This window comes from Streptomyces sp. DSM 120436 (assembly GCF_055778765.1).
Genome location: NZ_JBSKBS010000001.1, coordinates 4,187,503 through 4,208,193 on the forward strand (window position 1 = coordinate 4,187,503; position 20,691 = coordinate 4,208,193).

The window sequence follows — 20,691 nt, forward strand, 5'->3', positions numbered from 1 at the left end:
GCAATGACCGACAAGACGACCGGCACCGACGGTGCCGTCCGCACGGACACCCCGGCAGGCGAGGACCGCCCCCTGGTCGAGCTCCGCGCCGCCGGCAAGTCCTACGGCAACATCCGCGCCCTGCACGGCGTCGACCTGACCGTCCACCCCTCCGAGGTGACCTGCGTCCTCGGCGACAACGGCGCCGGCAAGTCCACCCTCATCAAGATCGTCTCGGGGCTGCACCAGCACACCGAGGGCGAGTTCCTCGTCGACGGCGAACCGGTCCGGTTCTCCACCCCGCGCGAGGCCCTCGACCGGGGCATCGCCACCGTCTACCAGGACCTCGCCGTCGTCCCGCTGATGCCGGTGTGGCGCAACTTCTTCCTCGGCTCCGAGATGACCAAGGGCCCCTGGCCGCTGCGCCGCCTCGACATCGACCGCATGAAGCGGACCGCCGACGAGGAACTGCGCAACATGGGCATCGTCCTGGACGACCTGGAGCAGCCCATCGGCACGCTCTCCGGCGGCCAGCGCCAGTGCGTGGCGATCGCCCGCGCCGTCTACTTCGGCGCCCGCGTCCTCATCCTCGACGAGCCCACCGCCGCCCTCGGCGTCAAGCAGTCCGGGGTCGTCCTGAAGTACATCGCCATGGCCCGCGACCGCGGCCTCGGCGTCATCTTCATCACCCACAACCCGCACCACGCCTACATGGTCGGCGACCACTTCAACGTGCTGCGCCTGGGCACCCTGGAGCTCAGCGCCGACCGCAGCGAGGTCAGCCTCGAGGAGCTGACCAACCACATGGCGGGCGGCGCGGAACTGGCCGCGCTCAAGCACGAGCTCGCGCAGGTCCGCGGCGTCGACACGGAGGGGCTCCCCGAAACCGGCGACCTCCGGGCACCCACGGCCGCAACCCCGGAAGGGAAGTCCTGACATGGCAGTCGCGCTCGACCGCATCCGGGTCGGTTCCGCCCCCGACTCCTGGGGCGTCTGGTTCCCCGACGACCCGCAGCAGGTGCCCTGGCAGCGCTTCCTCGACGAGGTCGCCGAGGCCGGCTACTCCTGGATCGAACTCGGCCCCTACGGCTACCTGCCGACCGACCCGGCCCGCCTCACCGACGAGGTGCGGAGCCGCGGCCTGCGGGTCTCCGCCGGCACCATCTTCTGCGGACTGCACCGCGGCCCGTCCGAGTGGGACGCCACCTGGGAGCAGGTCGGCCGCGTCGCCGCGCTCACCCAGGCGATGGACGCGAAGCACCTGGTCGTCATCCCGTCCTTCTGGCGGGACGACAAGACCGCCGAGATCCTGGAGCCGCCGGAGCTCACCACCGAGCAGTGGGGCCACCTCACCCGCGGCATGGAACGCCTCGGCCGCGAGGTGAAGGAGACGTACGGCCTGGACATCGTCGTCCACCCGCACGCCGACACCCACATCGACACCGAGGAACACGTGGAGCGCTTCCTCGACTCCACCGACTCGCGCCTGGTCAACCTCTGCCTCGACACCGGTCACTACGCCTACTGCGGCGGCGACAGCGTCAAGCTGATCGAGACCTACGGCGAACGCATCGGCTACCTGCACCTCAAGCAGGTGGACCCCGAGATCCTCGCCGACGTCGTCAAGAACGAGATCCCCTTCGGGCCCGCCGTCCAGCGCGGGGTGATGTGCGAACCGCCGGCCGGCGTGCCGGAGCTGGGCCCGGTCCTCACGGCCGCGCAGAAGCTGGGCGTGGACCTGTTCGCGATCGTCGAGCAGGACATGTACCCGTGCGAGCCGGACAAGCCGCTGCCCATCGCCGTCCGCACCCGCAGGTTCCTCCGCTCCTGCGGCGCCTGACCACCCTCACCCGGACCGGGAGGCGACACACATGAACCGGCGCGAGCCCCTCGGCATCGCGGTCGTCGGCACCGGCCGCATGGGCGCCGACCACGTGCGGCGGATCGACCGGGTGATCAGCGGGGCGCGGGTCGCCGCGGTCGTCGACATCGACGGGGAACGGGCCGAGGCCGTCGCGGCCGGCGTCGACGGCTGCACCGCCCACACCGACGCGGCCGAGGCGTTGGCGTCGGCGGACGTCGACGCCGTCCTCATCGCCTCCTCCGGGCCCGCCCACGAGGCGGCGCTGCTCACCGCGTTCGCGCACGACCTGCCGGTGCTGTGCGAGAAGCCGCTCACCCCCGACGCGGCCTCCGCGCTGCGCGTGACGGAAGCCGAAACCGCCCTCGGCCACCGCCGGGTGCAGGTCGGCTTCATGCGCCGCTACGACACCGAGTACGTCCGCCTCAAGGCCCTGCTGGACAGTGGACAGCTGGGCCGGCCGCTGATGCTGCACCACCGGCACCGCAACGTGGCCAGCCCGCCCTTCTTCACCAGCTCCATGCTGATCAGCGACTCCGTCGCCCACGAGGTCGACGTCACCCGCTGGCTGCTGGGCCACGAGATCACCGCCGTGACGGTGCTGCGCCCCGCATCCTCCTCCGGCGCCCCCGAAGGACTGCGCGACCCGCAGTTCGTCGTCCTGGAGACCGACGGGGGCGCGCTCTCCGACGTGGAGATCTTCGTCAACTGCGGCTTCGGCTACCAGGTGCAGGCCGAGGCGGTCTGCGAACGCGGCACCGCCCGCATCGGCGACGGCCACCAGCTCGTCACCCACACGGCAGGACGCTGGGGCGGCACCGTCGCCCAGGACTGGACCGAACGCTTCGCCCAGGCCTACGACGACGAGGTCCAGGCCTGGGTCGACGCCACCCGCCGCGGCGAGGTCACCGGCCCGAGCACCTGGGACGGCTACGCCGCCGCGGCCGTCTGCGAGGCCGGCGTCCGGGCGCTGGAACGGGGCGGCCGGGTGGAGGTCGACCTCGCGCAGAAGCCGCCGCTGTACGCCTGAGCGCGCGGGGCCGGCCCTGCCGTTGACGTCGCCGCTCGTCACGCCGTCAGGTGGTCACGTCGTCCAGCCACGGCACGAGGCCCGTCAGGCCGTTCGGCACCCCCCCCCGCTCGCACGGCGGCATCGCACGGGGCCGCCATGCGGGGGGCCTGCGGGACGGCAGCCCAGCCGGCCGTGCCCGCCGCATGGAACGCGAGGCCGCCCTGGTCGGGGACGCCGTGGAGCGGGCGCCGCAGGGCACGGTGAGCGACCCGGCCTGCCCGTGCGCCCGCCCACTCACCCGCCCGCGCTGCGACCGGGCGCGGCACGCCGCCCGCCCAGGGGCGAGCATCCGCAGCGCGTGCAGGCCGTACCAGCCGAGGACCATCAGGGCGCCGCCCGCCGGCGGCAGGGACCGGCCGGGGGCGTCGGCCTCCGAGGCGGGGACCGCCACCATGGCCTCGGCATGTCGCAGTTCGCCGAGTTCCCCGGGGGCCGGCAGTGCGTGCAGCCGCCCGGTGACCGGGTGGGAGAGGCAGCGGAAGGCCTCCGCGAAGGGCCGCCTCCCGCACCTCCCCGGCGTCGCTCGCCGACGGCTTCTCCGTCGGCACGTGCTCGCCCACCGCCGCGGGATCAGGTCCCACGGGCCGTGCGGCCCGTCGGCGAGCGGGGGGTGGACCGCCTGGCCACGGGCCGGCGAGCAGCTCGGCGTACGAGCCGTGGGTCCGCTCCACGTCGTGTGCGGCGGCGGAGGCCTCGGCGCGGGAGCGGCCGCGGGCGGCCACCGCGACCGGGCGGTGGCCGCCCGCCGGGCCGGGGCGACGAAGGCGCCAGGTGGTCCGCGCGGCCCCCGGCGTCCCGGTGCGCGGCGGCCGTGGAGCGGGTCCGTTCAGGCCTGCCGTACCTCCTCGACGGTGACGGGACGGTGCTCGTGCAGCGACCGGGTGCACGCCTCGGCGATCCAGCCGGCCTCGAGGGCGTCCTCGATCGTGCACGGCGACGGACGGACGCCCGCCACGACCTCGGTGAACGCGGCGAGTTCGGCGCGGTAGGCGTCGGCGAAGCGGTCCATGAAGAAGTCGTGCGGCACACCGGCCGGGAAGGTCACGCCCGGCTCCACCGAACGCAGCGGCAGCTTGTCCTCCAGGCCCACCGCGATGGAGTCGGTGAAGCCGTGGATCTCCATGCGGACGTCGTAACCCCGGGCGTTGTGGCGGCTGTTGGAGACCACCGCGAGGGTGCCGTCGTCGAGGGTGAGGATCGCCCCGGTGGTGTCGGCGTCGCCCGCCTCCTCGATGTAGCCGGCGCCCCGGTTGCCGCCGGCCGCGTACACCTCGGTCACCTCGCGGCCGGTCACCCAGCGGATGATGTCGAAGTCGTGCACCGAGCAGTCCCGGAAGATGCCCCCGGACGCCGCGATGTACGCGGCCGGCGGCGGCGCCGGGTCCAGCGTGGTCGACCGCACGGTGTGCAGCGTGCCCAGCTCTCCGCCCCGGACGGCGGCGCGGGCGGCGACGAAACCGGCGTCGAAGCGGCGGTTGTAGCCGATCTGCACCGGCACGTCCCGGCCCGCGACGGCCTTCAGCACCTCGACGCCCTCGGCCATGGTGCGGGCCACGGGCTTCTCGCAGAAGACGGGGACGCCCGCCTCCACGCAGGCCGTGATCAGCCCCGGGTGGGCGTCGGTGGCGGCGGCGACGACCACGCCGTCCACCCCGGCCGCGAGCACCGCCTCGGGGGAGTCCGCGACCTGCGCGCCGAAGCGCTCCGCGGCGGCCTTCGCGGCGTCCGCGAACGGGTCGGAGACGACGAGGGACTCGACGGCGTCGAGCCCGGACAGGGTCTCGGCGTGGAAGGCGCCGATGCGGCCGAGGCCGAGGATTCCGATGCGCATGGGGCGGTGCTCCTTGGGTGCGGGTGGTGCCGTCGGTGCGGCCGGTCGGTGCGGGCGGGTCCGGGGAGGGTCAGTCGAGTCCGCCGAGGACGTTCTGGTCCCAGTCGATGACGGATCCGGTGACCACCCCGGACCGGTCGGACAGCAGCAGGACCACGAAGTCGGCGATCTCGTCCGGCTGGCCGAGCTTGCCCATGGGCAGCCGCGCGGCGGCCCGCTCCCGCCAGTCGTCGCCGGCGCCGTGGAAGGTGCGCTGCGTGGCGTCCTCGCCCTCGGTCGCGGTCCAGCCGATGTTCAGGCCGTTGATCCGGATCCGGTCCCACCGGTGGGCGTGCGCCGCGTTGCGGGTCAGGCCCACCAGACCCGCTTTCGCGGCGACGTACGGGGCGAGGAACGGCTGCCCGCCGTGCGCGGACGAGGTGATGACGTTGACGATCGTGCCGGGCTCGGCGCGCCGCACCATGTCCGCGACCGCCGCCTGCATGGCGAAGAACGGCGCCTTGAGGTTGATGGCGACGTGCTGGTCGAACAGCTCCGGCGTGGTGTCCAGGAGCGTGCCGCGCGAGGTCAGCCCGGCGGAGTTGACCAGGCAGTCGATCCGTCCGTGCGCCCGCACGACCTGGGCGACGGAGTCCTTGGCCTGCTCGGCGTCGGCCAGGTCGGCCCGTACGAACATGGCCTTGCCGCCCTGTCCGGCCAGTTCGGCGACCAGCGCCTCGCCCGGCTCCGGGCGGCGGCCGCTGACCGCCACGACCGCGCCCTCGCGCACCGCGGCCCGTGCGACGGCGGCGCCCACGCCCTGGCTGCCGCCGTTGACGAGGACGACCTTGTCGTCGAGAAGTCCCATGATGTCCTTCGGTGTCCTTCCGGTCTCTTCCGGGTTCTTCCGGGTCCTTCCCGGTCCCGGGTCAGCTCGCGCGCCGCGCGGCGCAGGCCCGCAGCTCGTCGCGCAGGGCCCGGGCGGTCCGGCCCTCGCGCAACGCGCGGCGCACCACGTCGGCCTGGGAGGGCGGGGCGAGCCCTTCGACCGGCGGGTCGTTGTCCAGGTTGGTGGGGAACGGGTAGCCCTCGGCGCTCGCCGCGATCACGTTCTCCAGCCACCGCTCCGAGGCGCCCTCGGCCTTGCGCGCCAGCAGCACCGGGTAGACGGCGCCCACCACGGCCTCGCGGTCCACGGTCTCCATGGCCCGCCCGAACGCGGAGGACACCTGGAGCAGGTTGGCCGCGCGCCGGATGTCCGCCGAGCGGTTGGCGCCGGCCGCGTGGAACAGCGCCGGGTTGAAGAACACGGCGTCGCCCTTGGCCAGCGGGAGCTGGACGTGGTGCTCCTCGAAGTACGCCTGGAACTCGGGCCGCCGCCACGCGAGGTAGCCGGCCTCGAACTTCTGCGAGTGCGGCAGGTACATCGTCGGCCCGGACTCCACGGGCATGTCGCAGTGCGCGACGGCGCCCTGGAGGGTGAGCACGGGGGAGAGGCGGTGCACGTGCGCCGGGTAGGCGGCCGCGGTCGCGTCGGAGAGGAAGCCCAGGTGGTAGTCGCGGTGCACGGTCTGCGCCGCGCCGCCCGGGTTGACCACGTTGACCTGCGAGGTCACCTGGTAGCCGGGGCCCAGCCAGGCCGTGGACACCAGGGCGATCATGTCGTTCGCGTAGTAGTCGGCGAACGCCGCCGGGTCGTGCAGCGCGGCCTTCTCCAGGGCGTTCCACACCCGGTCGTTGGCGCCGGGCGCGGCGAAGTGGTCGCCGGCGGTGGCGCCCGAGGCCCGCTGCTGGGCGATCAGGGCGTCGAACACGGCGGTGGTCCGGTCCACCACCGAGGTGTCGGAAAACGCGCCGCGGATCACCACGATGCCGGGACCGTCGGCGAGGGCGCGGACCAGCTCGGCCTGAGCGGTGCGGCGGTCGGCGAGCGCCAGCCGCTCGGCGTCGTAGAGCAGCACGTTCCGCTCGACGGCGGAGGCCAGCGGGTGGGCGGAGGCGTCGGTCGACTGCTCGACCAGGGCGCGGAAGGCGTCCAGATCGCAGTCCCGCTCCGACAGCCAGGCGGCCGGCGCGGGGGTCTGCACGGAAGACGATGCGGACATGGAATCGTCCCTTCGGGTCACGGAGCGACGCGGGTGATGTCATTCTTGTCAGAACAAACCCCTCGCACCACCATCAGGAACCCATCAAAAACCCTTCAGGAGCAGTCGCATGGGTCACCCGTTCCCGATCCGCGAAATCGCACGTCAGGCCGGAGTGAGCGAGGCCACGGTGGACCGGGTGCTCAACGGCCGCGGCGGGGTGCGGGAGAGCACCGCGCGTGAGGTGCACCGGGCCATCGCCGACCTGGACCGGCAGCGCACCCAGGTCCGCCTGGTCGGCCGGACGTTCATGGTGGACATCGTCATGCAGTCGCCGGAGCGCTTCTCCACGGCCGTCCGCGCCGCCCTGGAGGCCGAACTGCCCTCCCTGCACCCGGCGGTGGTGCGCTCCCGCTTCCACTTCCGGGAGACCGGACCGGCGGAGGAACTGGTCGCCGTCCTCGACCGGATCGCCCGCCGCGGCTCCCAGGGCGTCCTCCTCAAGGCCCCCGACGTCCCCGAGGTCACCGCCGCCGTCGGCCGCCTCGCGGCGGCCGGCGTGCCCGTCGTGACCCTGGTGACGGACCTGCCGGTCAGCGCCCGCGTCGGCCACGTCGGCAGCGACAACCGCGCGGCCGGCGCCACCGCCGCCTACCTCATGGGCCAGTGGCTCGGCGACCGGCCCGGCAACGTGCTCACCAGCCTCTCCAGCGGCTTCTTCCGCAACGAGGAGGAGCGCGAGATGGGCTTCCGCAGCACCATGCGCGCCCGGCACCCCGGACGCACCCTCGTCGAGATCGCCGAGGGCCAGGGCCTGGACGCCACCCAGTACGACCTGGTCCGCGCCGCCCTCGAACGCGACCCGGAGATCCGCGCGGTCTACTCGATCGGCGGCGGCAACATCGCCACCCTGCGCGCCTTCGAGGACGCCGGACGCGAGTGCGCCGTGTTCATCGCCCACGACCTCGACCACGACAACACCCGGCTGCTGCGCGAGCACCGGCTCTCCGCCGTCCTCCACCACGACCTGCGGCACGACCTGCGCGAGGCCTGCCACCTGGTGATGCGCGCCCACGGCGCGCTGCCGCCTGCCGGGCCCACCCTGCCGTCCGCGATCCAGGTGGTCACCCCCTACAACATGCCCGCCCCCGCCGTGGCCGGGTGACCCGCCGGGCGTGTACCGCCCCGCTCCGGGCCCGCCGTGCCTACCGTCGTGCGCATGAGGAAACCGACCACGGAAGGCGGGCCGGACCGGCTGGTGGCGCTCTCCGACGGCGTGTTCGCCATCGCCATCACCCTGCTGGTCCTCGACCTCCGCGTGCCGCAGGGGCTGGACTCCGAGGGGTTCCACGAGGCGCTCGGCGACCTCCTGCCCAACCTGGGCGCCTACGCGATCACCCTCGCCGTGCTGGCCGGCTTCTGGCGTGACCACCGGGCCCTCTTCCGCCCGGTGCGGCAGGTGGACGCCGACGTGATCTGGCTGACCGTCCTCGGCCTGGGCCTCGCCGCGCTGCTGCCGTTCCCCACCGCCCTGGTCTCCGAGTACGGCGACGAACGCGCCTCCGTCGTCATCTACTCGGCGGCGGTGGCCTCCCTCGGCGCCGTCCACCTCGCCCTCGCCGTCGTCATCAGCCGCCGGCCCTGGCTGCGCGGCGACGCCGGACCCGTCCGCGACGAGTTCCTCTACGCCCTCGACCTGGGCGCCACCGTGGCGGTGTTCGTGGTGTCCGTTCCGCTGGCCCTGCTGGTGGGGCCCGCCGCCATGTGGTGGTGGCTGGTCCTGGTGCCGGTCAAGGTGTGGCTGGGGCGCAAGGAGGACGCACGGGCGGCGGGATGAGCGGCAGGGCCGGGGCCGCCGGGCGTGTCACCCGGGCACGTCCACCGGGGGCGGCCAGGTGCGTCACCCGGGCACCTCCACCCACGTCCCGTCCTCCGCCGACCGCGCCATCGCGTCCAGCACCGTGGCGCTGTGCACCGCGTCCGCGAGGGTGGCGCCGTACGGGACGCCCTCGGTGACCGACCGCAGGAAGCGGTACGCCTCGATCACCTTCAGGTCGTCGTAGCCCATGGCGTTGGCCGCGCCCGGCTGGAACGCGCCGAACTCACCGTCGCCCGGGCCGACGTACACGGTGCTCACCGGCTGGTCCTGGTAGCCGGTGCCGCGGCTGACGCCCAGTTCGTTCATCCGGCGGAAGTCCCAGAACACCGCCCCCTCGGTGCCGTGCACCTCGAAGCCGTAGTTGTTCTGCTCGCCCACGGAGACCCGGCAGGCCTCCAGCACGCCCCGCGCGCCCGACGCGAACCGCAGCAGGCAGCTCACGTAGTCCTCGTTCTCCACCGGCCCCGGCTCGCCGCCGGCCGCACGGGAGTGGCCTGCGGTGGCGGCGGCCGGACGGGCCCGCTCCGGCAGGAAGATCGCGGTGTCAGCGGTCAGGGACGCGATGTCGCCGAGCAGGAAGCGGGCCAGGTCGGCGCCGTGCGAGGCCAGGTCGCCCAGCACCCCGCTGCCGCCGCGCTCCCGCTCGTAGCGCCAGGTCAGCGCCCCCTCGGGGTGAGCCGCGTAGTCGCTGAACAGCCGGACGCGGGCATGCGTCACCGTGCCGATCCCACCGGAGGCGATCAGTTCGCGGGCGGCCTCCACGGCGGGCGCGTTGCGGTAGTTGAAGCCGACGGCGCCCTGGACACCGGCCTTGGCGACCGCGTCCGCGACCGCCCGGGCGTCCTCGGCCGTCAGGCCGACCGGCTTCTCGATCCAGAGGTGCTTGCCGGCCTCGGCCATGGCGACGCCGATCTCCCGGTGCAGGAAGTTCGGCGCGGTGACGCTGACCGCGCGCACGCGGGGGTCGGCGGCCACGTCACGCCAGTCGCGGGTCGTCGACGCGAACCCGAACTGCGCGGCGGCCTCTTCCGCCCTCCCCGGTACCTCCTCGGCGACGGTGACCAGCTCCGGACGCAGCGGCAGCCCGGGGAAGTGGTGCGCCACCCGCGCGTACGCCTGGGTGTGCACCCGCCCCATCCAGCCGAATCCGACGACGGCGACGCCCAGCGCATCCACCATGACTGCCTCTCTCGGGCCGGGTCCTGTCCTGCCCGCCCACCTTCAGGGCCGCCCGTCTGTCCTGTCAACCGTTTGACAGGACATTGCTCAGGACCGCTTCCCCGGGACCCCGCCCGTCCTCCCCTCCGCATACGGTAGGGTTGACCTGCGAGATCACGCGGTTCGCCGCGGGAGCCGCATCGGGACGTGGCGCAGCTTGGTAGCGCACTTGACTGGGGGTCAAGGGGTCGCAGGTTCAAATCCTGTCGTCCCGACGATGCGAGAGCAGGGGGCCCGCCGCATGTCGGCGGGCCCCCTGACGCGTGCCGGGGAGATGGACGCCGGGCCACGGGCGTTGCACGGGACGTGACCAGGGGCGGCCCTCGACGTCGACGGCCGGGACGAGTCCGCGGGCGGCTGACGCCCGTCGTGCGGGATCACGGGGAGCCCTGCGCCGGACCGAGACCGTCTTCTAGGGTCGTCCGCATGACGACCGACACCGGCCCCGCCTCCGGCCTGCTCTTCGACGCCCTGCGGGCGGACGCCCTCACCAGCACGGAACAGTTGCGCGAGCTGTACCCGGAGCCGAACGCGAACGCGCTCCGCAAGGAGACCGGCCACCTGACCGACGAGGCCCGGGCGCTGATCGGCTGCGCCTCCCTGGTGTTCGTCGGCAGCGCGGACGCCGAGGGCCGGGCGGACGTGACCCCGCGGGGCGGCCCGCCCGGGTTCGTCTCGGTGCTGGACGAGCGGACGCTGGCGATCCCCGACGCGACGGGCAACAAGCGGCTCGACACCCTGCGGAACGTGGTGGAGACCGGACGCGTCGGCCTGCTCTTCGTCGTCCCCGGCCGCACGACCACCCTCCGCGTCAACGGCCGCGCCTGCGTCTCGGCCCGCCCGGAACTGCTCGGCCGGCTCACCCCGGTGGGCAAGCCGCCGGTCTCGGCGATCGTGGTGCAGGTCGAACAGGCCTACCCGCACTGCCCCAAGTCGCTGATGCGCGGCAACGCCTGGCAGCCGGAGCGCTGGGTGCCCGCCGACGCCCAGCCGAGCAGCGCCCGGGTGACGCTGGCCCAGCTCGACCTGCCGGGCCTGACGATCGAGCAGATCGAGGAGACGGAGCGGGAGGCGCTGCGCACGCGCTACGAGTGAGCGCGAGGCCTGCCGGCCTGCTCAGGGGTCAGCACGGCGGCCACCATGGCCAGGACGGCGACGGCCACTCCGGCGCGTACGGGGTGAGTGCTCACTCCGCCCGGGCTCCGGCGGTGAGGAGCACGTCGACCGTCTCCTGGTGTGGCCCGTTCATCGCCCACAGGAGCGGTGACCACCCGGTGCCGTGGTCCTCACGGAGATTCGGATCGGCCTCGTGCTCCAGGAGCGCGCGCACCGTCTCGACGTGTCCCCAGCACGCGGCCCCGCACAGGGGCGTCCCCTGGTCCCCGTGACCGCTCTCGGCATCGGGCGGGGCCCCGGCCGCGAGCAGACGCCGGACCTTGTCGGTCGCTCCGTGGACCGAGGCGGCGTAGAGGGGCGTGGTGCCGTCGCCGTCCCGGGCCCCCGGGTCGGCCCCGGCCCGCAACAGCGCGTCGACCTCGCGGGTCTCCCCGGACGTCACCGCCTCGACGAGCCGCCGGGCCAGCTTCTTCTGTCGTCGCCTGTTCACGGTCGCCCAGACTACGTGCCGGTCCGCCCGTTTCACCGTGCAGCAAGGCGCACAGCAGGAGTCGGCCGGCCGCCAGGACCGTTCACGCCGTGGCCGTCAGCAGGCCGTCCGTCAGGAACGCGCCTCGTACTCCCCGTGAGGGGGAGGAGGGCGCCGAGGCGGGGTCCGTGCGGCCGGGGGCGTCGTGCGGCATCGCGTTCCCTCACGCCGCCCCGAACGCCGTGAAGGCCCACCCCGTGGCCCGGTGCAGGGCGTCCGCGGGGAGGGCCGCCCGGGCGTCGCGGAGGGCCTCCGGGAGGGGGAGGCCCGCGGCCAGGCCCTCGTGCAGCGCCAGCATCAGCGGGACGACCGCCGCGTCGTTGACCGGGGCGCTGCACGCCACCACGCCCGCCGTGCCCAACGGCAGCAACGCCGTGACCAGGCCGAGGAGTTCGTCCGCGCCGACCGTGGCGAAGCGGGCCGTGTCGCAGCAGGACAGGATGAGGCGGTACGGGCTGCGGCCGAGCCGTTCGAAGTCGTGCACGATCAGCGGGCCGTCCGCCATCCGCAGCGAGGAGAACATCGGGCCGTCCGTGCGGAACGCGCCGTGCGCCGCGATGTGCGCCAGCCCGGCCCCGTCCAGCTCCGCGAGCACCCGCGGCACCGTCGCGTCCCGGTGCTCCAGCACCGTCGCGCCGCCGTACCGGGCGGCCAGCCGGGTCACCTCCGCGCCGCCCGTGGCGAGACCCGGGCCGCGCACCAGCACCTGGCGTCCACCGCGCGGCGGACGCGTCTCCCGCGCCCGCAGCCAACTGCTCGCCGACGGCGACACGCTGACGACCCGTTCCCGCAGCGACGGCAGCAGCGCCCACGGCACCCGGTGCAGCCGCCCCGGCGGCACGATCACCACCGGCCCGTCGCCCAGGTGCGCCGCGGCGGGCCCCAGCAGCAGCTCCTCCAGCCGGCGGCCCGCCGCCTCCACCACCGGGAGCCGCGCCTGCGCCCCCGGATGGGCCAGCCGCCGCAGCCCCGCCTGCACATGCTCGGCCTCCGTCTCGGCCGCCGCCAACGACCCCGCCTCGAACCGGCGCACCCGGCCCTGCCCGCACAGCAGCACCTGCACCCGCCCGTCGACCACCGCCAGCTCCACCAGCCGTACGCCGTCGCCCAGACGCTCCAGCAGACGGCCGGCGTCGAAGCGGGTGTCGTCGCCGGACGCCTCGCCCCGCATGTGCAGGGTGCGGGAGCGGATCGCCCGCTCCAGGCGGCGCTGCTCCCGCTCCAGGGCCGGCACCGGCCTGCCCTCCATCCGGGCCTCCTCGGCGCGGGCCGCGATCTCCCGGTAGGCGGTCATGTGGCTCAGCAGCTCCGGGTCGGCGGGCGGCCGGGTCGGCGGAGCGGACAGCGCGGTGGCCCGCCAGCGTTCGCTCCACACCAGCAGCCGCCGCGGCCCGCCCGACCGCAGGGCGGCCTGCTGCGCCAGCGCCGCCAGCTCCGCGCCCTGCGCGGTGGCCCGCGCCCGCAGCTCCGACGCGCCCAGCGTCATCCGGTGGTCGTCCAGCACGTCGAGCCCGCGCCGGCACGCCTCCAGCACGCCCCGCGTGGAACCGGCCGCCCGCGCACGCAGCGCCTGCGCCGCCCAGCCCGTCATCCGCGCGAGCGGCGGCCCGCCGCGCCGGCTGCGCGCGGCCACCGCCATGTGCCGCTCCGCGTCCGCCGTCCGGCCCAGGTCCAGCGCGATCCGCCCGGCCAGCAGGAACGCCTCCGGGGCGGCCGGCGCGCCGAGCTCCGCCAGCCGCCCCGCCACGGCCGCCGCGTCCGCGACCAGCCTGCCCGACCTCTTCCCGGCCTCGTACCGGGCCCCGATCAGCACCAGCCGGGCGTGCGCCTCCCACCAGGCGCGCCGCTGCCCCGCGAACAGCCGCACGGCGAGCCCCGCCCGTGCCATCGCCGTCCCCGGGTCGTCGGCCTGCCGGGCGGCCCGCGCGGCCGCCAGCAGCAGCTCCGCCTTGCGCGTCGACTGCCCGCCGATGGAGTCCAGTTCGGCGATCGCCGTGTCCGCCTCGGCCAGTGCCTCCGCCGCCAGACCCGCGGCCATCAGCACCTCGCAGCGCCGGATGCTCAGCATGAACGTCGGCGTGCCCAGCTTGGCGTACCGCTCCTCCGCCTCGTCCAGCAGCCGCAGTGCCGCCGGGACGTCACCGGAGCGGAAGGCGGCCAGCCCCCGGCTCTCCACCGCGTCCGCCTTGTCGTGCTCCTGGTCCGTGTCCGCCCACAGGTCCTCCGCCGACGCGAAGTCGGCCTCCGCCCGCTCCACCGCGCCCAGCGCCAGATGCACCGTCGCCCGCAGCGTCAGCGCCCGCGCCGTCCAGATCACGTCCCCGGCCTGCCGCAGCACCGGAACGGCCCGCCGTACGTCCTCCAGGGCCTCCTTGTGGTGGCCCAGCACCCACCACGCGTACGCCCGCCGGAACAGCACCCGGGCACGGGTGTGGCCGGTGCCGCGCCGCACGCCCCGGCTCAGGGCGTCCAGGCCCTGCCGGGTGCGTCCCGAGTGCACCAACGCGACCCCGAGGGTGGCGAGGACGTCCGCCTCCCGGTCCGCCGAGTCCGCCCGCGCCGCCCAGTCCCGCGCCCTGCGCAGATGACGCAGGGCGAGCCGGATGTCCCCGAAGTCCCGCTGCCAGATGCCGATCACCTGGTGGGCGACGGAGGCGTGCAGGGGGGCCGGGCGGTGGCGCAGCACGGACTCGGCCCGGGTCAGCGCCTCGTTCGGGGCGGCGAACACCAGCGGAAGGAGGTCCTGCACCGCGTCGCTTCCCGCTGTCACCTCCCCGATGGTAGTGGTCCGCGACCACGCCTCACAGGTACGGCGTTGTATCAAAGGAGGGCCCGGAGACTCTTCTTCACGACAGCTCCGCGGCTCCGGCCCCCGTCGCCCAGTGGAGGACACGCCATGCCACCCCAGCGCTTCCGTGAGCAGTTCCGGCAGATCCAGCGCTCCATGCCGGACGTCCCACTGGCCGTGGGACCCGACGACAGCGGGGAGTTCCTCTACGAGAAGGGTGTCGTCCTGGCCCGGGAGGGGGAGGAGGCGCAGGTCGTCGAGGACACCGTGCGCGGTCACTTCACCACGTTCGCCGCCGGCGTGCCGGACCGCGTGCGCCGCCTCGGCCCCGCGGCCGACCGCTCCGGCGTCGTCCGCATCCGGGTGTCCGACCCCGGCGAGGGCGACGCCGGCGGCGACCCGGCCGTCCAGGGCGCGTTGCGCGCGCTCGCCGCGGTGGAGGGACGCGCCGGACGCCGCATGGTCAGCCGCAACCACGTGGTGCACATCGCCGTCAACGCCTGTCCGGGCGACGAGCCGGTGCCCGTGACGCGCGACGCCCCGCCCAACCCGGGCCTGGCCGGGACCGACGGCGACCCGGCCGGGGACGCCGCGCGGGTCCTGGTCGTCGACACCGGGCTGATGCACGACTACCGCTCCTACCCGCCGCTCGCCCGCACCCGGGGGGACGCCCAGGTCGCCGAGTGCGACGACGACGGGATCCTCCAGCAGTACTGCGGCCACGGCACGTTCATCGCCGGACTGGTCGCCGCCGTCGCCCCGCACACCGACATCACCGTCAGCGGCGCCCTCAACGACGCGGGGGCGGTGCTGGAGCACGAGTTCGGCGAGAAGCTCTTCGACGCCGTCGACGCGGGCGGCTGGCCCGACGTCCTCAGCCTCTCCGCCGGCACGTCGAACGGCCGCACCGACGGCCTCCTCGGCGTCGACGCCTTCATGCGCGAACTGCGCGCACGCCGCACCCTGCTGGTCGCCGCCGCGGGCAACAACGGCAGCGCCACGCCCTTCTGGCCCGCCGCCTACGCGGATCTGCCCGGCTACGAGGAGGCCGTGCTGTCGGTCGGCGCGCTCCGCGCGGACGGCGAGTCCGACGCCTGTTTCAGCAACCACGGGGCCTGGGTGAAGGCGTACGCCCCCGGCGAGCGGCTGGTCAGCGCCCTCACCGGCTTCGATTCGCCCGTGCCGTACGTGTACCAGCACTCCACCTACGACGCCTGCCGTTACGGCTTCGACTACGCCTGCACCTGCCACCACCCGCGCCACACCGGCGTGTTGAGCGAGGACGACGGGCCCGCCAAGCCGGACCAGGTGATGTTCGAGGGGCTCGCCCAGTGGAGCGGCACCTCGTTCGCGACCCCCGTCGCGGTCGGCATGATCGCCTCCCACATGGCGGCGCGGGGCGAGCGCGACCCGCGTGCGGCCCGGCGGCAACTGATGGACCACGTCGACGCGTTCGTGGACGTGCGCGGGGTGCCCAAGCCCGCGCTGCTGCCGCCCACCTGGCGCCCCGTACGCGTCCCGGCGCCCACCGCGCGGCCATGACGACCGGAACCATGCCCTCCACGGCGTACCATGACGTGCCGTACATGAGGGGTGGCACCGTGGAGCGTTCGGAAGTCGGCGCGTTGGTCCGGTCCGCTGTCGACGGCGACGCGGCGGCCTGGAAGGCGATCGTGGAAGGGCTCGGCCCGCTGGTCTGGTCCGTGGTGCGCGCGCACCGGCTCTCGGACGCCGACGCCCACGAGGTCTACCAGACCGTGTGGTTCCGCTTCACCCAGCACCTGGACCGCATCCGCGAGCCGGAGAAGGCGGGCTCCTGGCTGGCCAGCACCGCGCGCCACGAGTGCCTGAAGGTGCACCGCGACGCGCGGCGGCTGGTCCTGACGGACGACCCGCGGCTGCTCGACACGGTCAGCGAGGACGGGGAGCCCGAACAGGCGCTGCTGGAGACGGAGGAGGCCGCCGCGCAGGGGGAGCGGGTGCGGCGGCTGTGGCAGGCGTTCGAGGAACTGGGCGAGCGGTGCAGGCAGTTGCTGCGGGTGCTGATCGCGTCGCCGCCGCCCAGTTATCAGGAGGTGTCCGCCGCGCTCGACATCGCGGTGGGCAGCATCGGACCGATGCGCCAGCGCTGTCTGCGCCGGCTGCGGGCCCGGCTGGAGACACGGGGGACGGCATGAGCGGCATGGACGACGACCTGAGCGACGACATGGGTTTCGACGACGGTACGGGCTTCGACGACGGCCCCGGCGCCGACGAGGAGCTGCTGGAGGAGGAGCTGCGGCAGGCCGCGGCCGTCCTGGACCCGGTGCCGGCGGCGCTGTTGCAGAGCGCCGTCGACGCGTTCGCGCTGCGCGACCTGGACGCGCGGGTCGCCGAGCTGACCTTCGACTCGCTCGTCGACGCGATTCCCGTGCGGGGCGCGGCGGCCGCCCCGCGCATGCTGACGTTCGGCGCGGGCGAGGTGACGCTGGACGTCGAACTGACCGAGGAGGGCCTCATCGGCCAGGTCCTGCCGCCGGGCCCCGCCCGCATCGAGGTCCTGGACGGCCCCCGCCCGGCCGCCACGGTCACCGCCGACGACATGGGCCGCTTCACCGCGGCCACGACCCCGTCCGGCCCGTTCGCCCTCCGCCTGCACACGGCCGACGAGGTCGTCATGACGGAGTGGCTCCGCGCCTGACCGGCCCGCCGGCCCGCCCCGGCCCGCCCGGACGAGGCCGTCCGCGGCCTCACGCCGTGCGACCCGGGGCGACGAGTGGTCCGCGGAGGGGCCTCCTCGCCCGGTGGGCCGGGCGCGGCGAGTGCTCGCCGGGCCGGAGTCCGCTGCCGTCGGCAGGGGCGGGCAGGCGCCCGGTCGCGGGCGGAGGGCGCGCGGTCTTCCGGCCGGGACGGCCGGTGGCATCGCCCGGCACCCTCCGGCGGCCTGCGCCGCGTCGGCCGGGCGCGTGAGCGCTTGCCGTCCCCGGCGCCGACAGGCACGCAGCCGTCCGTGCGGACGCGACCGAACGGCTGCACGGGTTCGCGCGGGCGGAGGAGCGCTTGTAGTGGGCGGGTGTCTTCAGGCGTCCCGCCCGGTGGTGTCCTGCCCGGTGGTGTCCCGCCACGTGGCGGGACACCGCCTCACACCGCGTCGATCAGTGCCGCCAGCGCCGACGCCAGGCGGGGCAGGCCCTCGTGGGCGGGGCCGCCCGGCTCCGTCATGTAGGTGTCGCGGCGGATCTCCACCATCAGGGCCGACACCTCCGCCCGTGTGCCGTAGAAGTCCAGCGGTACGTACGTGCCGGCGAACGGGCTGTCGAGGCCGGTCTCCCCGCACGGCGCGAACGCCTCGCGGGCGGCCGTGAGGAGGGCGGGCGGGGTGTGGAAGGAGTCGGTGCCGAGGCACACCGCGGGGCGCGGGCCGTCGCCGTGGAGCTCGTACGGCAGCGGGGCGCTCGGGTAGGAGTGCACGTCGACGATCACGCACCGCCCGGTCGCCGCGAGCCGGTCCGCCACCGCCTCCGTCATCGCCCGCGCGTACGGATGGAAGTACCGCTCGACCAGCGGTTCCGCGTCGAAGCCGTCAGGGCGCAGGAGGTCCTTGTGCGTGGTCTTCGTGTAGACCGCGCCCATGCCGACCGCGAGCATCTCCTCCCGCTCGTCGGGGAACCGCTCCGGGTCCACGACCAGCCGTGACAGCCGGTTGACGAACCGCCACGGCGTGACCCCGGCCGCCCGGGCCGCCTCCTCGGCGATCGCCGCGGTGTGCGCGTCGGTGATGTGGTCCAGCTCCCGCTCCAGCGCGGGATCGTCCAGGACGATCCCGGTCCGTACGTCCGCCGGTACCTCCCGCGCCGAGTGCGGCACGTGGAGGATCACCGGGGAGGCGGGATCGCCGGGGAGGAGGTCGAACGAGGGGGGCGCGACGGTCATGCGGTGCTCCGAAGGTGCTGTCGGTGGTGTACGACGATCAAGGTGCCACACGCCACTGACAACGGCCCCCTGCCCCGGGGCAGGGGGAACGGCTCCGCCCCGGCCGGGCGGGTCGCCGGCCGGGGCGGAGCCGGGGGACGTCCGGGTCAGCTCAGGGACGCCAGCAGCTCGTTCCACGTGGTGGACGGGCGCATGACCGCGGAAGCCTTCGCCGGGTCGGGCTGGTAGTAGCCGCCGATCTCGGCCGGCTTGCCCTGGACCGCGTTCAGCTCCTCGACGATCTTCGCCTCGTTGGCCGCGAGGCTCTCCGCGAGCGGCGCGAACGCCTTCGCCAGGTCCGCGTCCTCGGTCTGTGCGGCCAGCTCCTGCGCCCAGTACAGGGACAGGTAGAAGTGGCTGCCGCGGTTGTCGATGCCGCCGAGACGACGGGTCGGGGACTTGTCCTCGTTGAGGAAGGTCGCCGTGGCGCGGTCGAGGGTGTCGGCGAGCACCTTGGCGCGCGCGTTGCCCGTGGTGGAGGCGTAGTGCTCCAGCGACGGCACCAGCGCGAAGAACTCACCGAGGGAGTCCCAGCGCAGGTAGTTCTCCTTGACCAGCTGCTGCACGTGCTTGGGCGCCGAGCCGCCCGCGCCCGTCTCGAACAGGCCGCCGCCCGCCATCAGCGGGACCACCGACAGCATCTTGGCGCTGGTGCCCAGCTCCAGGATCGGGAACAGGTCGGTCAGGTAGTCGCGCAGCACGTTGCCGGTGACCGAGATGGTGTTCTCGCCGCGGCGGATGCGCTCCACCGACAGCTTGGTCGCCTCGACCGGGGCGAGGATCCGGATGTCCAGGCCCTCGGTGTCGTGCTCCGGCAGGTACTGCTCGACCTTGGCGATCAGGTTGGCGTCGTGCGCGCGGGTCTCGTCCAGCCAGAAGACGGCCGGGTCGCCGGTGGCGCGGGCGCGGGTGACGGCCAGCTTCACCCAGTCGCGGATCGGCGCGTCCTTGGTCTGGCAGGCGCGGAAGATGTCACCGGCGGACACGGCCTGCTCGATGACGGCGTCGCCGTTCTGGTCGACCAGGCGGACGGTGCCGGTGACGGGGATCTCGAAGGTCTTGTCGTGGCTGCCGTACTCCTCGGCCTTCTGCGCCATCAGACCGACGTTCGGGACCGAGCCCATGGTGGACGGGTCGTAGGCGCCGTTGGCGCGGCAGTCGTCGATCACGGCCTGGTAGACGCCGGCGTAGGAGGAGTCCGGGAGCACCGCGAGGGTGTCGGCCTCCTGGCCGTCGGGGCCCCACATGTGGCCGGAGGTGCGGATCATGGCCGGCATGGAGGCGTCGACGATGACGTCCGAGGGGACGTGCAGGTTGGTGATGCCCTTGTCGGAGTCGACCATCGCCAGGTCCGGGCCCTCGGCGAGCTCGGCGTCGAAGGACGCCTTGATCTCGGCGCCCTCGGGCAGGCTCTCCAGGCCCTTGTAGATGCCGCCCAGACCGTCGTTCGGGGTGAGGCCGGCGGCGGCGAGCTTGTCGCCGTACCGCGCGAAGGTCTTCGGGAAGAAGGCGCGCACCACGTGGCCGAAGATGATCGGGTCGGAGACCTTCATCATCGTGGCCTTCAGGTGCACGGAGAACAGCACGCCCTCCTGCTTGGCGCGGGCGACCTGCGCGGCGAGGAACTCGCGCAGCGCGGCGACCCGCATCACGGAGGCGTCGACGACCTCGCCCTTGAGGACGGGCACCGACTCGCGCAGCACGGTGGTGGAGCCGTCGTCGCCCCGGAGCTCGATGCGCAGCGCGCCGTCCTCGGCGATCACGACCGACTTCTCGGTGGAGCGGAAGTCGTCCCGGCCCATCGTGGCGACGTTGGTCTTGGACTCGGCCGTCCAGGCGCCCATGCGGTGCGGGTGGGCCTTGGCGTAGTTCTTCACCGAGGCGGGGGCGCGGCGGTCGGAGTTGCCCTCGCGCAGGACCGGGTTCACCGCCGAGCCCTTGACCTTGTCGTAGCGGGCCTGGATCTCCCGCTCCTCGTCGGTCTTCGGGTCGTCCGGGTAGTCGGGCAGCGCGTAGCCCTGGGCCTGCAGCTCGGCGACGGCGGCCTTGAGCTGCGGGATCGACGCCGAGATGTTCGGCAGCTTGATGATGTTGGCCGCGGGCGTCTTCGCCAGTTCACCGAGCTCGGCGAGGGCGTCCGGGATGCGCTGGTCCTCGGTGAGGTACTCCGGGAACACGGCGATGATGCGCCCGGCGAGCGAGATGTCCCGCGTCTCCACGGCGACACCCGCCTGCGAGGCGTAGGCCTGGACCACCGGCAGGAAGGAATACGTCGCCAGGGCCGGGGCCTCGTCAGTGTGCGTATAGATGATGGTCGAGTCAGTCACCGGGTGCTCCGCTCCACGTCTGCAACATTGCTCGACATCAAGATATCTTGTGACGGCCTCCGGCTCGACAGGGGTCC

General features: G+C 74.2%; 18 protein-coding genes and 1 tRNA gene. 10 read left to right on the forward strand and 9 right to left on the reverse strand.

The features are described from left to right. Positions 1-3 precede the first annotated feature (3 nt). From ACWH4W_RS18610 to ACWH4W_RS18620, 3 genes are read left to right on the forward strand one after another with little or no spacing between them, the layout of a single operon-like run. Positions 4-915, forward strand: a complete 912-nt coding sequence (locus ACWH4W_RS18610; RefSeq protein WP_473076842.1) for an ATP-binding cassette domain-containing protein — start codon at positions 4-6, stop codon at positions 913-915. Position 916: 1 nt separating this feature from the next. Next, positions 917-1,819, forward strand: coding sequence for a sugar phosphate isomerase/epimerase family protein (locus ACWH4W_RS18615; RefSeq protein WP_473076843.1), 903 nt, complete (start codon positions 917-919; stop codon positions 1,817-1,819). A 31-nt stretch (positions 1,820-1,850) separates the two neighbouring features. Next, a complete protein-coding gene (locus tag ACWH4W_RS18620; RefSeq protein ID WP_473076844.1) occupies positions 1,851-2,870 on the forward strand; it encodes a Gfo/Idh/MocA family protein in 1,020 nt (339 codons plus the stop codon). A gap of 46 nt (positions 2,871-2,916) precedes the next feature. On the opposite strand, the gene ACWH4W_RS18625 is transcribed toward ACWH4W_RS18620, so the two are convergent. The 4 genes from ACWH4W_RS18625 to ACWH4W_RS18640 all read right to left on the reverse strand — a co-directional run bounded on the left by ACWH4W_RS18625 (position 2,917) and on the right by ACWH4W_RS18640 (position 6,827). Then, complete coding sequence (locus tag ACWH4W_RS18625) at positions 2,917-3,306, reverse strand: hypothetical protein (protein ID WP_473076845.1); 390 nt, start codon at positions 3,304-3,306, stop codon at positions 2,917-2,919. Positions 3,307-3,738: 432 nt separating this feature from the next. Then, positions 3,739-4,743 carry a Gfo/Idh/MocA family protein gene (locus ACWH4W_RS18630; RefSeq protein WP_473076846.1) on the reverse strand — a complete coding sequence of 335 codons (1,005 nt, stop codon included), beginning with the start codon at positions 4,741-4,743 and terminating at the stop codon, positions 3,739-3,741. Positions 4,744-4,813: 70 nt separating this feature from the next. Continuing rightward, on the reverse strand, positions 4,814-5,590 hold the full coding sequence (locus tag ACWH4W_RS18635; RefSeq protein WP_473076847.1) for an SDR family oxidoreductase: 777 nt from the start codon (positions 5,588-5,590) through the stop codon (positions 4,814-4,816). 61 nt (positions 5,591-5,651) lie between these two features. Beyond that, positions 5,652-6,827, reverse strand: a complete 1,176-nt coding sequence (locus ACWH4W_RS18640) for a phytanoyl-CoA dioxygenase family protein (RefSeq protein ID WP_473076848.1) — start codon at positions 6,825-6,827, stop codon at positions 5,652-5,654. A 109-nt stretch (positions 6,828-6,936) separates the two neighbouring features. Between ACWH4W_RS18640 and ACWH4W_RS18645 the strand changes: the two genes are divergently transcribed. Continuing rightward, positions 6,937-7,971, forward strand: coding sequence for a LacI family DNA-binding transcriptional regulator (locus tag ACWH4W_RS18645; protein ID WP_473076849.1), 1,035 nt, complete (start codon positions 6,937-6,939; stop codon positions 7,969-7,971). A 93-nt stretch (positions 7,972-8,064) separates the two neighbouring features. Beyond that, positions 8,065-8,643, forward strand: coding sequence for a TMEM175 family protein (locus tag ACWH4W_RS18650; RefSeq protein ID WP_473077543.1), 579 nt, complete (start codon positions 8,065-8,067; stop codon positions 8,641-8,643). Between the two features lie 63 nt (positions 8,644-8,706). On the opposite strand, the gene ACWH4W_RS18655 is transcribed toward ACWH4W_RS18650, so the two are convergent. Beyond that, positions 8,707-9,864: a Gfo/Idh/MocA family protein gene (locus ACWH4W_RS18655; protein ID WP_473076850.1), complete on the reverse strand. Its 1,158-nt coding sequence runs from the start codon at positions 9,862-9,864 to the stop codon at positions 8,707-8,709. Between the two features lie 180 nt (positions 9,865-10,044). Here ACWH4W_RS18655 and ACWH4W_RS18660 point away from each other — a divergent pair. Then, positions 10,045-10,118: transfer RNA gene (locus tag ACWH4W_RS18660), tRNA-Pro, on the forward strand. Between the two features lie 211 nt (positions 10,119-10,329). Beyond that, the gene (locus tag ACWH4W_RS18665) at positions 10,330-10,998 is read left to right on the forward strand and encodes an MSMEG_1061 family FMN-dependent PPOX-type flavoprotein (RefSeq protein ID WP_473076851.1); all 669 of its coding nucleotides are present in this window, start codon (positions 10,330-10,332) and stop codon (positions 10,996-10,998) included. 91 nt (positions 10,999-11,089) lie between these two features. Here ACWH4W_RS18665 and ACWH4W_RS18670 read toward each other — a convergent pair whose 3' ends face one another. Next, a complete protein-coding gene (locus ACWH4W_RS18670) occupies positions 11,090-11,509 on the reverse strand; it encodes an ankyrin repeat domain-containing protein (protein WP_473076852.1) in 420 nt (139 codons plus the stop codon). A gap of 202 nt (positions 11,510-11,711) precedes the next feature. Beyond that, positions 11,712-14,318, reverse strand: a complete 2,607-nt coding sequence (locus ACWH4W_RS18675) for a CHAT domain-containing protein (protein ID WP_473076853.1) — start codon at positions 14,316-14,318, stop codon at positions 11,712-11,714. Positions 14,319-14,444: 126 nt separating this feature from the next. Here ACWH4W_RS18675 and ACWH4W_RS18680 point away from each other — a divergent pair, with 126 nt between their 5' ends. From ACWH4W_RS18680 to ACWH4W_RS18690, 3 genes are read left to right on the forward strand one after another with little or no spacing between them, the layout of a single operon-like run. After that, a complete protein-coding gene (locus ACWH4W_RS18680; protein WP_473076854.1) occupies positions 14,445-15,878 on the forward strand; it encodes a S8/S53 family peptidase in 1,434 nt (477 codons plus the stop codon). 59 nt (positions 15,879-15,937) lie between these two features. After that, on the forward strand, positions 15,938-16,513 hold the full coding sequence (locus tag ACWH4W_RS18685) for an RNA polymerase sigma factor (protein WP_106416139.1): 576 nt from the start codon (positions 15,938-15,940) through the stop codon (positions 16,511-16,513). Further along, positions 16,510-17,016 carry a hypothetical protein gene (locus tag ACWH4W_RS18690; RefSeq protein ID WP_473076855.1) on the forward strand — a complete coding sequence of 169 codons (507 nt, stop codon included), beginning with the start codon at positions 16,510-16,512 and terminating at the stop codon, positions 17,014-17,016. The genes ACWH4W_RS18685 and ACWH4W_RS18690 overlap by 4 nt, the downstream gene beginning before the upstream one ends. 440 nt (positions 17,017-17,456) lie before the next feature. On the opposite strand, the gene ACWH4W_RS18695 is transcribed toward ACWH4W_RS18690, so the two are convergent. Both ACWH4W_RS18695 and ACWH4W_RS18700 read right to left on the reverse strand, forming a co-directional pair. Then, on the reverse strand, positions 17,457-18,248 hold the full coding sequence (locus ACWH4W_RS18695) for an N-formylglutamate amidohydrolase (RefSeq protein ID WP_473076856.1): 792 nt from the start codon (positions 18,246-18,248) through the stop codon (positions 17,457-17,459). A 146-nt stretch (positions 18,249-18,394) separates the two neighbouring features. After that, complete coding sequence (locus tag ACWH4W_RS18700; protein WP_473076857.1) at positions 18,395-20,614, reverse strand: NADP-dependent isocitrate dehydrogenase; 2,220 nt, start codon at positions 20,612-20,614, stop codon at positions 18,395-18,397. Positions 20,615-20,691: the final 77 nt, after the last annotated feature.